Source organism: Sneathiella sp., from assembly GCF_036960985.1.
GTDB lineage: Bacteria > Pseudomonadota > Alphaproteobacteria > Sneathiellales > Sneathiellaceae > Sneathiella.
The window spans coordinates 139,133-154,217 of the sequence record NZ_JBALWD010000005.1 but is presented as its reverse complement, the minus strand read 5'-3'; the positions used below and the strand labels follow the sequence as shown (position 1 = coordinate 154,217).

Sequence of the window (15,085 nt, the reverse complement as noted above, 5' to 3'; positions counted from 1 at the left end):
GCGGATTTTTAAGGCCGGATTATCGTTCACTCGAATACCTTATTGAGACGGGCAGCAAGTTTCTGCTCTGTAAGATTAAGTTTTAGCGGTGTCACAGAGACTTCCTGACTGATAACGGCCCGTAAGTCTGTACCAACCGAAGGATCACCAAAAGACGGCCGGTAACCGAGCCAGAAATAGTCCCGACCCCGGGCGTCCACCCGATCATCAATAGTCAAATTTGAAAGATCTCGTTTGCCCTGTGATGTAACTTTTATTGCACTTACATCTTCCTTCGCAACAGCGGGAAAATTGATATTCATCAATACATCGTCTCCCCATGGCGTCTCCAGAAGTTTGCGAATAATCTCAGGTGCCATCTCGCCAGCCGTATCCCAATGAATTACATCGGAATCCAAAATGCATTGACTGATTGCAACTGATCGAACGCCAAGCAATGTTCCTTCACTTGCGGCGGCAACAGTTCCAGAATACAAAACATCCTCACCTAAATTCCCGCCCCGATTGACGCCGGACAACACAAGATCTGGTTGTTTGTCTTTAAACAAATAGTTCATAGCCATCATAACGCAATCCGTTGGCGTACCCTCAACGGAATATTCACGATCCGAGAATTTGTTAATGCGGAGCGGATCATGCAAAGTAAGTGATCGCGACGCTCCACTTTGTTCTTTTGCCGGGGCCACAACATAGATATCGTCAGAGAGAGCTTCAGCAATTCTTCGTAATGTTTCCATGCCAGGCGCATCGAAGCCGTCATCGTTGCTCAATAGAATACGCAATTTTTTTATCCTTCACGTTTATTATTTTTGTTTTCAATTCGCGTGATGCCGCCCATGTAAGGGATCAAAACTTCAGGAACTACAACACTTCCATCTTCTTGCTGATAATTTTCCATCACAGCAATCAATGTTCGTCCAACCGCAAGGCCTGAGCCGTTTAACGTATGAACGAAGAGATTACCTTTTTCACCTTGCGGGCGATATCGAGCTTTCATGCGGCGTGCTTGAAAGTCACCGCAAGTGGAGCAACTGGAGATTTCCCGGTACGCCTGCTGCCCCGGCAACCATACTTCCAGATCATAGGTCTTTCGCGCCCCAAAGCCGGTATCGCCATTGCACAGAACCATGACTCGATATGAAAGGCCAAGACGTTTCAAAACATCTTCAGCACAATCAGTCATCCGTTCATGTTCCGCATCTGATTGTTCCGGCGTCGTGATAGACACCATTTCGACTTTCGCAAATTGATGTTGTCGCAGCATTCCTGCGGTGTCTTTCCCCGCGGAGCCAGCTTCTGAACGGAAGCACAAAGTATGCGCTGTATACCTCATTGGGAGATCAGACTCGTCCAATATGCGTTCCCTAACCATATTTGTCAGAGAGACTTCCGCAGTTGGGATCATATATTGATCTTCGCTGGTTTTATATAAATCTTCCTCAAACTTTGGCAATTGCCCTGTTCCATACAAAGCGCCTTTTCGGACCATTACGGGCGGAGACACTTCTAAATAACCTTTCTCGGCTGTATGTAAATCAACCATAAAGGCCGCCAACGCTCGCTCCAGACGCGCTATCAGTCCACTGGTGACAACAAAACGGGATCCGGACATTTTCGCCGCTGTTTCAAAATCCATCATGCCAAGAGCATCGCCAAGTTCATAATGCTCTTTTGGCGTGAAAGTAAATTTCGGCTTGTCACCAACCACTCGAAGTTCTGTATTGTCTTCTTCGCTTTGCCCATCAGGTACATCGTCTTTTAGAATATTCGGCAGAACCGACAAAGCCGCATCCATTTTCTCGTTCAATACCCGCTCTTGCACTTCGAGATCTTGAACAGAAGTTTTCAATTCCGCCACTTCCATAATCAAGGCGTCAGCATCTTCACCTTGCGATTTGGCTTTACCAATCGCTTTTGCGGCTTCATTTCGACGTGCTTGGATTTCCTGCAAATCTGTTTGTATTTTACGTCTTAGTGTATCCAACACCATCAATTCTGCTGAAACCGGCGCAACTTTGCGGCGTGCCATTGCAACATCCAGTGCATCGGGGTTTTCCCTGATCCATTTTAAATCGAGCATCTCTTTGCCATTTCGGTTTTATAAAAACATAGGATTTTATGTTGTATAAGCGCGTGGTCGCCCGCAGTCCAGCGGGCTTTCACTTCACAGCTTATTTTATGTCTTTTTTGTGCCCAAGTCTCCACACTTCACCGGAAACTAGTCTTCGTTATCTTCCAACGCTTCGCGTGCTTCTCGTTTTTTCTCCACCATACGAACGCTGACAATTGAGATCGCATAGAGAAAAACTATCGGGATGGCCAATGTGATTTGGCTCAAGGGATCGGGCGGCGTCAACACGGCCGCTGCAATGAATGCGAAGACGATTGAGTATTTGAATTTTGCTTTAAGCCCCGCAGAGGAAACAATGCCGACACGTCCAAGTAATGTGAGCAAAACTGGTAATTGAAAACATAAACCGAAGGCAAAAATCAACTTCATAGACAGGCTGAGATACTCGCTCACACGGGTTTCTGACTGGATCGGAAGCGACATGGGTTCAGCCGGTGTTGGCAGATAGTTTGCCAATTTCGGGAACTCCTCGATTAGCGCCGTAAAGGCCCGCGAATACATTGTGGCGTCGCCATTGCTTTCAAAACTAAGTAGGAATTTCCAAGCCAACGGCATAACGACTTCATATGCTAGCGCTCCGCCGGCAAAGAAAAGTAATGGAGTTACGATAAGAAAAGGCAGGAACGCTTTCTTCTCATTTTTATACAGGCCAGGCGCGACAAAAATCCAGATTTGCGTTGCTATCACTGGAAAAGAGATAAAGAGAGCGCAGAAAAAAGCAATTTTGATATATGTAAAAAAGGCCTCATGCAGTCCGGTGAAAATCATCCGGCGACCTTCGACGTCGTCCCCCATCGCTTCAACCAACGGCTCGACGAGGAATGCAAACAAATCCTCAGATACCAGATAGCAAAGAATAAAGGCGACGAGCAAGGCAACAACAGAATAAACCAATCGATTGCGAAATTCGATAAGATGCTCCATCAAAGGAGCCTTGGTATCTTCTATCTCCGTATCACTCACGAGACTTTGGTTTCCGGTTTACTGGCATTGTCAGGATTAACGGATGCGCCGATGCTATTTTCTGCGACATCGCTCTCTGCAGCCTCGACCTTAGTTTCTGTTCCGGTTTCTGTCGCGGTTTCCACAACAGTCTCCTCGCTTGATCCCATGGGATTTGAGTAATTATTCTCACTTAGACGCGGATCACGGATCTGAGGTTTGACATCATCGAACATATTTTCAAAACTACCCGTAGGATCAACAGCGTCTTCAACTTGCTTCTTCAGGTTAAAATCTGTGGATTGTTGCAAGTCTTTCTTAATTTCATCAAGCTGCGTCTCCTTTGCAAGATCATCAATGCCTGATTGAAAGTCACGCGCCATGGACCGAGCTTTACGGACATATTTTCCAATGGTGGCAATCGCGCGCGGCAAATCCTTCGGGCCGATAACCAGCACCGCGATAATTACCACGAACATCATCTCTGCCCAGCCAATATCAAACATGGCTTACCACTCGATCACTTTGGAAAACATATTTACAAATGCGCAAGGGGTATTCAGCCTTGCGCAGCTTTGTCTTTTTCTTCGGTTTTTTCACTTGCGCTCGCCGAAGCCTCAATCTTCTCAGGGTCTTCTTCGGATTTCTCCGCTTGATTATCCTCGTTCATTCCACTTTTGAAGTTTTTAATACCTTTCGCCAAATCTCCAGCGACACGAGGTAATTTCCCTGCTCCAAAAATGATGAGCACAATGACAAGGATCAAAATAATCTGCCATGGACCAATACTCATAACTTAAGCTCCTGTTCTCATTTCGAGAATCTGTAAATAGATGCAATTTACCGCTGGGGGATAATTCAGCCTTATACTGGCTTATTTTTTTATCCTCTGCGACCTTCCTAGGCCCTATATAACGGTCTAAAGGTGTTTATACGACATTTTATTTCAGTTTCACACGGTAATAACGGATTTTTCTTACGCCACCTCGTCAGCAAACACGAATACTTGTTTTAAATTAAGGGAAATCGAGCAGCTTTCACCAACTTCGGGAGTTTGTAATGTCGCTACTCTCGCAGTCACGCGGGATCCATCTGAAAACCCAACGTCAACAAGGGAAAAAGCACCCAAATTTCGAGCATTTACTATTTCGCCAACCGGATTTCCAGGCACCGCATCAGATACAAACCTGATTGCTTCAGGCCGCACAAGGACATTTTCGACGGCGTTGTCCATCAGGTTTCTAGGAACAGGAACTGGGCCAAGAACGGTTGATAATTGGTCACCATGCATAACAGCTGGAATATGATTCACATCACCTAGGAACGAAGCAACAAACTTATTCACCGGATTATTGTATAAATCTCCCGCAGATCCTTGTTGAATTATTTTGCCATTTTGCATCAGAACAATTTCATCGGCCATCCGCATAGCCTCTTCCGGGTCATGGGTCACCATAAGAACCGTCGTCCCCATTTCCTTTAGCAGAGCTTGCGTTTCATCTCGAACATGATTACGCAACACCACATCCAGGCCCGAAAAGGGCTCGTCCATCAAGATTATTCTGGGATTGGGTGCCAGCGCCCGCGCAAGCGCCACACGCTGCTGCTCACCTCCCGAAAGCATATGAGGATACTTTCGTGCAGCGTCCTCCATACCGACTGTTTCGAGCATATGTAAAGACTGAGATCTGCGCTCCAGGGCCGAAAGATGGGACAATCCAAAAGCAACGTTGTCTTGAACGGATAAATGAGGGAATAGAGCATAATCCTGAAACACGAGGCCCACACGCCGGTCTTCCGGACCAACGAAAATCTGATCGTCCGCCACCACCTCACCTTTAATAAAGATCTTACCTTCTGTTGGACTCTCCAAACCGGCTGCCAGTCTCAACGTAGTGGACTTCCCGCAACCAGACGGACCTAACAAGCAAACCAGTTTACCTGCCCCTACTTCAAGGTGCTCAATATCGACGGAATAAGCCCGGCTGTAGCTGTGGCGCACATTTTCAAAGACAAGGTTGCTCATTTTTGCTCGTTTCGAAGTGAGCCTTTATGGCCCGGGCGGGATTTAGCGATTGCGCGACTCAATACGATAACGGGAATAATTCCGGCGACCACGATCGCCAGAGAGGGTCCTGCAGCAGCGCCTAGTTGTTCATCTGTCGCCATTTCATATGCGCGAACCGCTAGAGTGTCAAACCCAAAGGGGCGCAGTACCAAGGTAGCCGGCAGCTCTTTTAAAACATCTACAAACACCAGCAACAAAGCCGTCATTAAGCTTCCGGATATAATCGGGAGATGAACCCTGAACAACGCCTTAATACCCGTTACTCCCAAGGTTTTTGCGGCACGATCCATGTTGGGCGTAATTGTGTCAACACTAGCCTCCACGGTATTTAAAGCAACGGCTAGAAATCGAACGACATATGCAAAAAGGAGCGCCACCATAGTGCCGCTCAATATAAGTCCAGTGGAATAGCCCAAAGTCGCTCTCGTCCATTGATCTATGCTGTTATCAATGAACCCAAATGGCAATAGAACTCCAATCGCCAGAACAGGGCCTGGTATTGCGTAACCCATTGAGGCGATCCTAATTGCTGTTCGTTTTACTTTTTGAGATGAACGGCCTTCCCGGCGCAATCCGTAAATCAGCAATATGGCTAGAACCAGTGAAGCCGCAGCTGCAAGGATCGCGACACCTACGCTATTGAAAACCAGAATTGGAAACTGACGATTAAATATTTCATCGAAATGATCAATGCTGTCTTTTACTAACCACGCGGTCGGCAATAGAAAACCCAAAAAAATTGGCAAACTGCAAGCAATTATCGCAGTGAATTTTCTCAACCCCTGCAATTTGAATCTAGTAATTTTCTGATATCTGCCTGTTGCGTGATGATATTTTTTTGATCCGCGGTTAAGTCTCTCTAGCAAAATCAAGGCAAAGACAAAAATCATCAGAATTGCCGCCAATTGGGCCGCAGCGGCCGGTTCTCCTAATCCAAACCAGGTGCGGTAAATACCGGTCGTAAAGGTATCAATAGCGAAATACTGAACGGTTCCGAAATCACTCAATGTTTCCATCAATGCTAACGCAAGACCCGTCACTATTGCGGGCCGTGCTAGCGGAATTGCTACCGAAAAAAATACTCGCCAAGGGCCGCGTCCTAAAGTCCGGCCGACTTCCAGTGCGCAAATCGATTGCTCCAAAAAAGCCATCCGACTGACAAGATAAACATAAGGATATAGCACCAGGCCAAGCATAACGATAGCGCCACCAAGACTTCGAATGGGCGGAAACCAATAGTCCTGCCGCGTCCACTCGAAATACTCTCGTAAAAAAGATTGGAATGGTCCGGAAAAATCAAACATGCCGGTATAGGTATAGGCAATAATATAAGCTGGCATTGCGAGTGGTAGAAATAATGCCCAGGTGAACAATTTACGGCCTGGAAAATCGCACATGGTTACGAGCCAAGCGCTGCCCACGCCGATCAATAACACAAGAACAGATACACCCGCTGCAAGCCCAAGTGTATTCATCAAATACACAGGAAGAACTGTAGCAACCAAATGAGACCAAATATCGCCAGAGGGTACGAAGATAAACCCGAACACGACAAGGATCGGAATAGAAATTATCAGCGCCACAAGAAACGAAAACCAGGTAGTTATAGATACAGCTCGGCGCCCATTTCCCTTTCGGGAAGCCAGTACGGCTTTATCTGCATCAAAAACTGTCAACGAGTGAACCTTTATCCCATTGCGTTAAAGTAGCAATCAATAAGACGATTGCTCGGTCCTGTATATAATAATCATTCTTAATGGCAATGAGCAATGTGACAAGTTGCCTTTTTCTACAAGAGAATGCTTTTGAAAAATTGCCCATAAAATGACAATCGGCCTCTCCCGTAGACTATTTGTTAATACAATTGACCTAAATTCATAAAAGCTAAAGAAAGAGTGTTGTAACAGGCAGAGGTTAATGGGATTCTATCGAGTAATATGTATCGGTCTTTTGGCGGTCGGCCTATTGTCGACTGTCGGGCAAACCCCTACCGTTGCCAATGAGGATGCTGAGGTTCGTTTTACGGCAGAAGAAGCAAATTGGCTTTCTAAACATCCCACAATTCGCATCGGACCAGATCCGACTTTCTCCCCAATCGAGTATTTTGATGACGACGGCAATTTCGAAGGAATCGCTGCAGACTATCTTCGTCTTCTTGAGAAAAAACTTGGTATCACTTTCCAAGTCGAACAGCTCGAGAATTGGAATGCTTCAATTGAAAAAGCCAAAAAGCAGGAAATTGATGTCTGGACTGCAGCTGTTGAAACACCTCAACGCGCCGAATACATGCTTTTCACAGAGCCCTATTTAAAAGTACCCGCCGTAATTATGGTGCGTGACGATAGTGAAAAAGACAACCTGACCATTGAAAGTCTTGATGGCATGCGTATCGCGGTCGTCGAGGGATATGCTGTTCATGACTACATCGTTAATTCCCATCCTCATCTCCAACTAATTTTAGTTCCAGATGTAGAAACGGGATTACAAAAATTGTCCTTCGGTGAAATTGGCGCTTTTGTCGGAAACATAGCCACGGCAGCGCGTTATGCTGAAGTAGCTGGCATTGGTAATATCCGGGTCGCCGGTAATTCCGGATATTTTTACAAGTGGGCCCTTGCGAACCGGAAAGATTGGCCCCTTTTAACATCCATCCTACAAAAAGGCCTCAATGCAATTACCACCGCCGAGAGTCAAGAAATTCAGCAACGCTGGATCAGTTTGGGAACGCGCAACTCCCTTTGGACGCCAGAATTTATATTTGGCCTGATTTCGATTGCATTTCTGGCTATCGTTGTCGGCATGTTGCTCTGGACACGATCCTTGCAACGGCTTGTGGAAGCTCGAACTGATACGTTACAGCGAGAACTGTCTGCGCGAAGTGAAGTTGAAGAAAAACTTCAAAAGCAAAAAAACCTGCTGGATGAAGTTGGATCATTGGCCATCATTGGCGGATGGGAAGTCGACTTACGTACCAACGAGCTCTCTTGGAGCACCGCAATGTTTCATATTCATGAGGTCGACGAAGATTTCTCTCCAAACCCGGCCGCATCCATCGAATTTTATGCCCCGGAAGCACGTGATACAATCATTCAAGCGATCGCGCATGCAAAAAAGACCGGTGAAGGTTGGGATCTTGAAATTCCTATAATAACCGGAAGAGGACGGCATAAATGGGCGCGTGTGCGTGGTCAATGCGAAATTCAGGACGGCGAAGTCGTTCGATTGTTTGGCGCCTATCAGGATATTTCATACCGACGGGAAGTCCAGAAAGACCTTCAGCGAAGCAAGGAAGAACTGGCAACCCAGCTTAAGGAAGTTGAATATTCCCATCAACAGCTTGAGGATCAAGCGTCGGCACTAGTTGAACTTGCCGAAGAGCAGAAGTCATTGCGAGATAAAGCTGAATTGGGAGAGAAAAGCAAAGCAGAATTTCTGGCAACAATGAGCCATGAAATCCGAACACCAATGACCGGCATACTCGGCATGGCGGATCTTCTTCTAATGGAAGATCTAACCGCCGACCAACGAAAACAAGCTCAGACCATAAAAGGATCTGGTGAGATCCTTTTGACTATTTTGAATGACATCCTTGATCAATCGAAACTCGACGCTGGTAAATTTGAACTGAGTAACTCAGACATCTATTTACCTGATCTCATTGAAAGCAGTCTGGAATTAATGAATGACCGAGCAAAGCAAAAAACCCTTTCTTTGGCCTATATTCCCGAAGAAGGCTTACCACAGGGTATTAACATTGACGCCACTCGGCTTCGACAGATTCTAACGAACCTTGTCACCAATTCAATCAAATTTACAGAAACAGGTGAAATTACGCTCAATGTCAAAAGACTTTCGGAGGACGAGAAAACCGAAAAATTATGCTTTGAAGTTACGGACAACGGGATCGGTATTTCGCAAGAACATCAACAACGCCTTTTTCAGAGATTTGAACAAGCAGACGCCTCTACCGTGCAACAATATGGCGGATCCGGCCTCGGCTTATCAATCTGCAAGCAATTGGTCGAGCTCATGGAAGGCGAAATCGGCGTCGAAAGCGAACTAGGCAAAGGCAGTACTTTTTGGTTCACGATACCGTTGCGGCATGCAGCCGCGGATATGACACCCTTCGCCGCACCTGAAGCGGTCGGCATTGTAACAAGCAAAGAAAACTTGAAAATTCTTGTCGCTGAAGACAACACGGTCAACCAGATATTGATCACGGCACTCCTCAGCCAGGCAGGTCATAGTACGTTCATCGTCGACAATGGCAAAAAGGCTGTCGTTGCTGCGCTAACTGGCCTGTATGATCTGGCTTTGTTCGACGTACGTATGCCAGTGATGGATGGCCCCGAAGCGACAAAGAAAATTCGCTCCAGCGGCAGTTTGAATTCAAATCTCCCAATCATCGCCATTACAGCGGACGCAATGAAGGAACATTTGCCCCGCTACTATGAAGCCGGAATGAACGCAGTTGAAACGAAGCCAATCGATTTGCCGAGACTTCTTTCAACAATAGATAAAGTTCTCAGAGCCGCAAAATCCGGCGGCGCAATATCTGAAGAAGACAAGCAAGTTACTCTGGAACTTGTGAAGCCCGCGCTTGGTGACGAACAAAAATTTATAGATTTATGTAATCAGCTCGGTAAAGAAACCATTCAAGATCTTCTTCAGCAGACCCCGGATTCTTTGATTGAAAATGTCGATCGATTGAAATCCGCTATTGCTGACAAGAACAAAGGTGACATTCGTTCGGCCGCTCATGCTATTCGAGGAATGAGTTCTTCTATGTGTGCGGTAAGATTGGCCCTCTTCGCTGCAGATATCGAGGATCGCGCCGAAAAGTCTCAAGATGTTGAGGTGCTACTGCCCAAACTAGAAGAAACGATCCGGGAAACACTCCACTGGTGGGCGCGGATCAGTGAATTGCAATTGCGGGATATAGCTTAAAACTCTTCTTCAGAATCCAATTCATCCTGATCGTCATCGTTCTCTTCATCCAGGCCTTCCTTCGACAGGTGACTGAAGATACCCGAAGGCTCGGAATCCAACAATCCTGCGGCCTTTAATTCATCAAATCCCGGAAGATCTTTGATATCGTCCAAGCCAAAATGAATGAGAAATTCTTCGGTTATGCCATAAGTAACTGGGCGCCCGGGTGTCCGGCGGCGCCCCCGAGGTCTGATCCATCCGGCCTCAAACAAGACATCCATTGTCCCTCTGCTAAGACCAACTCCTCGTATTTCCTCAATTTCTGCACGTGTCGCCGGTTGATGATAAGCGATAATCGTCAAGGTCTCCAAAGCTGCCCGGCTCAAGCGTCGAGTTGTCTGTCGTTCTTCTTCGAGCATCCAAGACAAGTCTGGTGCCGTCAAAAAAGTCCATTTTCCCGCAAGACGGGTCAGATTTACGCCTTTATGTTGATAATGTTCTTGAATGGTTTGTAAAATCGCCGCAATTTCAGCACCTTCAGGCAGTCTGGCGGTGAGAGTTTTCTCATCCAGTGGTTCACTTGCAGCGAACAGCAACGCTTCCGCCATTCTTACATGATCCGGGTCAACACTCATGAACTACCCTTCTTTTTCTTAATCTCAATCGGGCCAAATGTAGCGGACTGGCGGATTTCCAGTTGTCCTTCTTTAGCCATTTGCAAACTCGCTAGCAATGTGGATGCCTGTGCTGATCTATGCCGAAATGGATCCGTTAAGTTTTCCGGTAAATAAGACATGAGATTCGTCCATTCGGGCAACTTCCCCAACATCTTCTCCAGACGGTCCATGGCGGCTTCGACGGAATAAATGGCATCTCGCATCAACCGCAAAGGGTTGGTTATTCCCTTGCGCGCTTCCTGATCTGCATATGCTTGCAAGAGATCCCGTAAGCTACATTCGAAAATGGAATGACGAATGATACGAACTCCTTCCGGCTGCCCACGCTGCATCTGGTCCCTGCCGATGATCGTCCCGTTCATGAGTGCTTCTGTTGCTTTTCGCATGGCTTCCAATTTTTTCAACTGGAAGGCCAATCTATCTGCAAGTTCCTCTCCAGTCGGCCCATCGTCTTCGTGCGCCGGTAACAACAATCGTGACTTCAAATAGGCCAACCACGCAGCCATCACTAAATAGTCAGCCGCAACCTCTAAACGCAATTGGCGCATCTCCTCGACAAAACTGAGATATTGTTCCGCTAATTCTAGAATTGATATTTTAAGGAGGTCAACTTTCTGATCACGCGCGAGCACAAGCAACACATCCAACGGTCCCTCATACCCATCCAAGTCTACAACGAGTGAGTTTGTAGGAAGTGGAATGACATCAGAATTTTCTTTTCCCGATTTTTCAAAAGAACCCTTGTCCACCATCTGAAAAGGTTACTTCAGGCCAGCTAGATTGGCAATGAGATTGACAACGTACCCGATAGGTTCATTCAGCAACCAACTCACCGGATTGAAATCGCTCCCAAGCTGCCGAAAGATCATCGGGACAATGAAAATAGTGCCTATTAGGATTAAAAATCCATATCGTTCTAGTTTTGCGAGAGGAACTGCAAGGGCATTGGGTAAAATGCCGACCGCAACTCGGCCACCGTCCAGCGGTGGTAAAGGCAATAGGTTAAAGACACCTAATACAACGTTGAGAATAATCCCGTTTTTAAAATTTTCTGCAAGCCAATGAGCCACGTCAGCGGGAAAGAAAGACAATAGATGAAAGCCTAGCGCAAACACAAAAGCCAGAACAAAATTCATGGCAGGCCCGGCAAGCGCCACCCAAACCATATCTCGCCTTGGTTTTCCAAGTCGGGCAAAATTTACAGGCACCGGTTTCGCGTATCCAAACAGAAACGGTGCTTTTAGAAGCAAAAGTATTCCTGGAATTATAATAGTGCCCATGGGGTCAATATGCTTGAGCGGATTAAAGGTTACCCTGCCCTGACGCTTTGCCGTATCGTCGCCGAGCTTCCAGGCCACAAAACCATGGGCAGCCTCATGGAGAGTAATCGCCACCAAAGCTGGAACAACCCAAACCGAAATTTTGTAAAAGATATCTGTGAAATCCACTATTCTTCCTTAACTTTCAGCCAACAAAACACCCAGCTTAGCAAAATCAGCGATTGGATCGAGTGGTTGTCGGGGGTGCTTAAAAATCTTATTCCCTGTTTCAATTCGGGAAAGCGCTTTTTCACTTAGAACGCTACAAACCGGCGCAATTTCTTGCATTTCCAATATTTTTCCAGAGCAGTGAAGGACAATATCAACGCCTGCTTCCAATGCCCGTGCCGCTCTGTCGGCAAGATTTCCGGACAGTGCATTCATATTCAGATCATCCGTCAACAAAAGCCCATCAAATCCAATTTCGCCACGGATAATCTCCTCAATTACCTTGGCTGATTGCGTTGCTGGATATTCCGGGTCGATCTGATCAAACACAATATGGCTGGTCATTCCCCAGGGCATATGTGCCAATGCCTTAAAGGGCGCAAAATCGGTTTCTCCAAGTGCACCCAGGGACGCAGTAACTAATGGCAACTCATGATGGCTGTCAACGGTTCCACGGCCATGGCCAGGCATGTGCTTGATCACAGGAAGAATACCAGCTTGTATCATTTCTTCTGCAACCAATGCCCCAAGCTCCGTGACGACAGCCGGATCTGAGGCAAACGCCCTATCACCAATGACGGCAGCCGTTTCCGGTAGGGATAGATCTAAACAAGGTGTGCAATCTACTGTCACACCCAATGACAGCAAGTCTGCAGCTATTAACCGCGTTGTTAGCGCAAGAACGTCGCGCGCATGTTTGGGATCAGATTTATACAGGTCACCAAAAAACCCAAACGGCTTAGCCTCAAACCAATGAGGAGATCGTAGGCGTTGGACTCGACCCCCTTCCTGATCAATAAGGATCGGCGCGTCCGGACGCCCAACTGAGGACCGAAGCTGTTGAATAAGGCGTCGGACCTGATCCGGCGTATCTACATTCCGTGCGAATAGAATAAACCCATACGGCTGCTGTTCAGCATAAAAGTTTACTTCGTCATCACTGAGCTGTAATCCAGCGCACCCTAATATTAGGGATTTACAATTGCACAGCTTATTTGCTGACAACGAGGCAATCCTGCTTTTTTGCTTTCAAGGATTCACAAAGCTTGTTGGCGTTCGATTTATTTTCATACGCGCCAGCCTGCAACCGATGAAAAACGCCTTTATCTTTAACATCAATATCTTGCACCCGGTAACCCACATCGCCAAGAAGAGAGGCAAATTTACCTTTCAGTGTAGTCCATTGTTTTTCGGCAGCTTCCTTGTTCCTGAAAGAGCCTAATTGTACACGATAGCGGACACCACTGGTGTTTGTTTTTGGCGCTTTTGCAACCGGTTCCGGTTGTTTCGTTGCGACGGTTTTCTCGGGCAATTGGACTGGTTTAGGTGGCACAACGACGGTCGGTTTCTCCGGAGCAGTTTCCACGCTTTTCTCTATCAATTTTTCTGCCGGGGCATCATCTGCTTTGACCATTGCCTCAGGTGCCGCCGCTGCCATACTTTTTTCTGGCGTTGGATCATCTGTTGATTCTTCCAATGGCGGCATCAGCTTTTCAACTTTTTCTTGAGGTTCTCCAGATTTCAAAACGCCGAAAACCTGTTTATCCTGATGTGGAATATCCATCCCCCCGGGCTCATCGGGCTTTACCTTCACGGGTGATGTATCAGCGCTAATGATCGGGGGTGCCAGTTGTACGCCTTTTTTAACGCCTTGATCATAGGCATACCAAATGCCAACGCCAAATCCAGCAACGATCAGGATTGCCAGAATAGCGCCAATCCACTTGCCCTTACTCATTCCCTGATTGTCGTCCCCGTCATAATAGTCATCATCAGGAAAATCGTTATTACTCACTAGACAAACTCCTTTGTCGATTGGAGATCAAGTATTTCTAACCCTTGATCCAATATCTTTTTAGTCGCGCTTAACAAAAGCAATCGCGCCTGCGTCGTCGACTCCGCTCTCAAATATTCCGATGAAATCGGGCGCATCTCTTCAACCAGACGGAAAAATAGCAAGGAAACGTCCTGCAGGAAAGCAATGAGATAAAAAACATCTCTTTTACGCATAGATTTTTCCACAGCCAATGGCCACCCAGATAGCAATTTCGCTAATTTTACTTCTATGGGCAGGCTTAGGACCGACTTATCTGCAGTCGTCTGCTCAACTGCTTTCGTGTGATCCAACAACTTCGTCAAAAAATTCTGCGCATAGGGAATACAAAACACGGGATTACCATACGTCTTATCTATGGCCAAAATGGGGCTGAATGCTCCGGTAAATGCTGGCGGATTGGCAATCAAAGCAAAAATTGTCTGGGACTCGCCGCATTTCGCATAGGCCGCTTCCAGGGGAAATCCGACTGGGTCTCGTTTTGCACCTTTTGTTTCAACGAAAGTCCATCCTGTCAAAGCAGCTAGTTTCAGCAGCCCGTTAGCATTTGATTGCTGTCGCGCACTATTTAAATCGCTGACTTCGCTTGGAAACTCGATGGAAATTTCCAGATTTTCTGGATATTTCGCATCCAATCCGTATTTCTCACCCTTTTCAAGAATTTCCTTAAGACTTTTTTGCCAGATTTCCTCTTCGTATTTAAGGTTTATATGTCCACTTTCCGCAAGAACCGCTATTTTCAGGTCAGCAAGTTGTGAAAATGCAGAAATCAGGCGAAATTCAACTTCGGAATCTGTTATATATTCCTTTGATTTCAGCAAGATAAGGGCATTTGTGCACAGATCACCCCAGCCAGCGTTTTTAGGTGGTTTTAAAAAAACGTCGCGGCAAATTTGTTGTTTTTGTGCATTATCCAGCCCTTCAAGCTCATTTATAGCTTGAAAAAGGCTCCTTCTAGCATGAGATAAGTAACTCAAAGACATATAATCACCAACTTATTAAACGGCAGAAATTGAC

General features: G+C 46.4%; 14 protein-coding genes. 1 reads left to right on the top strand and 13 read right to left on the bottom strand.

The genetic code is table 11. The features are described 5' to 3' along the window. Nucleotides 1-26: 26 nt before the first annotated feature. From surE to V7723_RS04640, 7 genes are all read right to left on the bottom strand, one after another. Nucleotides 27-782, bottom strand: a complete 756-nt coding sequence (gene surE, locus V7723_RS04670) for a 5'/3'-nucleotidase SurE (protein ID WP_335683273.1) — start codon at nt 780-782, stop codon at nt 27-29. 5 nt (nt 783-787) lie between these two features. Beyond that, nucleotides 788-2,080, bottom strand: coding sequence for a serine--tRNA ligase (serS, locus tag V7723_RS04665; RefSeq protein WP_335683272.1), 1,293 nt, complete (start codon nt 2,078-2,080; stop codon nt 788-790). 138 nt (nt 2,081-2,218) lie between these two features. Beyond that, a complete protein-coding gene (gene tatC / locus V7723_RS04660) occupies nt 2,219-3,094 on the bottom strand; it encodes a twin-arginine translocase subunit TatC (protein WP_335683271.1) in 876 nt (291 codons plus the stop codon). Then, on the bottom strand, nt 3,091-3,579 hold the full coding sequence (gene tatB / locus V7723_RS04655) for a Sec-independent protein translocase protein TatB (protein WP_335683270.1): 489 nt from the start codon (nt 3,577-3,579) through the stop codon (nt 3,091-3,093). Before tatB ends, tatC begins: the two co-directional genes overlap by 4 nt. 53 nt (nt 3,580-3,632) lie before the next feature. Continuing rightward, nucleotides 3,633-3,866: a twin-arginine translocase TatA/TatE family subunit gene (gene tatA, locus V7723_RS04650; protein ID WP_335683269.1), complete on the bottom strand. Its 234-nt coding sequence runs from the start codon at nt 3,864-3,866 to the stop codon at nt 3,633-3,635. Between the two features lie 183 nt (nt 3,867-4,049). Beyond that, a complete protein-coding gene (locus V7723_RS04645) occupies nt 4,050-5,099 on the bottom strand; it encodes an ABC transporter ATP-binding protein (protein ID WP_335683268.1) in 1,050 nt (349 codons plus the stop codon). Next, on the bottom strand, nt 5,096-6,817 hold the full coding sequence (locus V7723_RS04640) for an ABC transporter permease (RefSeq protein ID WP_335683267.1): 1,722 nt from the start codon (nt 6,815-6,817) through the stop codon (nt 5,096-5,098). The genes V7723_RS04645 and V7723_RS04640 overlap by 4 nt, the downstream gene beginning before the upstream one ends. Before the next feature lie 241 nt (nt 6,818-7,058). Between V7723_RS04640 and V7723_RS04635 the strand changes: the two genes are divergently transcribed. Next, nucleotides 7,059-10,088, top strand: a complete 3,030-nt coding sequence (locus V7723_RS04635) for an ATP-binding protein (RefSeq protein ID WP_335683266.1) — start codon at nt 7,059-7,061, stop codon at nt 10,086-10,088. Here V7723_RS04635 and scpB read toward each other — a convergent pair. Genes scpB through V7723_RS04605 form a run of 6 tightly spaced genes read right to left on the bottom strand, consistent with a single transcriptional unit; the run spans nt 10,085 to nt 15,051 of the window. Further along, complete coding sequence (scpB, locus tag V7723_RS04630; protein WP_335683265.1) at nt 10,085-10,705, bottom strand: SMC-Scp complex subunit ScpB; 621 nt, start codon at nt 10,703-10,705, stop codon at nt 10,085-10,087. The genes V7723_RS04635 and scpB overlap by 4 nt on opposite strands. Next, nucleotides 10,702-11,499, bottom strand: a complete 798-nt coding sequence (locus tag V7723_RS04625) for a segregation and condensation protein A (RefSeq protein WP_335683264.1) — start codon at nt 11,497-11,499, stop codon at nt 10,702-10,704. The genes scpB and V7723_RS04625 overlap by 4 nt, the downstream gene beginning before the upstream one ends. A 9-nt stretch (nt 11,500-11,508) precedes the next feature. Beyond that, nucleotides 11,509-12,198: a site-2 protease family protein gene (locus tag V7723_RS04620; protein ID WP_443024188.1), complete on the bottom strand. Its 690-nt coding sequence runs from the start codon at nt 12,196-12,198 to the stop codon at nt 11,509-11,511. A 6-nt stretch (nt 12,199-12,204) separates the two neighbouring features. Beyond that, on the bottom strand, nt 12,205-13,239 hold the full coding sequence (gene nagZ, locus V7723_RS04615) for a beta-N-acetylhexosaminidase (RefSeq protein ID WP_335683262.1): 1,035 nt from the start codon (nt 13,237-13,239) through the stop codon (nt 12,205-12,207). Next, a complete protein-coding gene (locus V7723_RS04610) occupies nt 13,226-14,029 on the bottom strand; it encodes an SPOR domain-containing protein (protein ID WP_335683261.1) in 804 nt (267 codons plus the stop codon). The genes nagZ and V7723_RS04610 overlap by 14 nt, the downstream gene beginning before the upstream one ends. Next, nucleotides 14,029-15,051 carry a DALR anticodon-binding domain-containing protein gene (locus V7723_RS04605; RefSeq protein WP_335683260.1) on the bottom strand — a complete coding sequence of 341 codons (1,023 nt, stop codon included), beginning with the start codon at nt 15,049-15,051 and terminating at the stop codon, nt 14,029-14,031. The genes V7723_RS04610 and V7723_RS04605 overlap by 1 nt, the downstream gene beginning before the upstream one ends. Nucleotides 15,052-15,085: the final 34 nt, after the last annotated feature.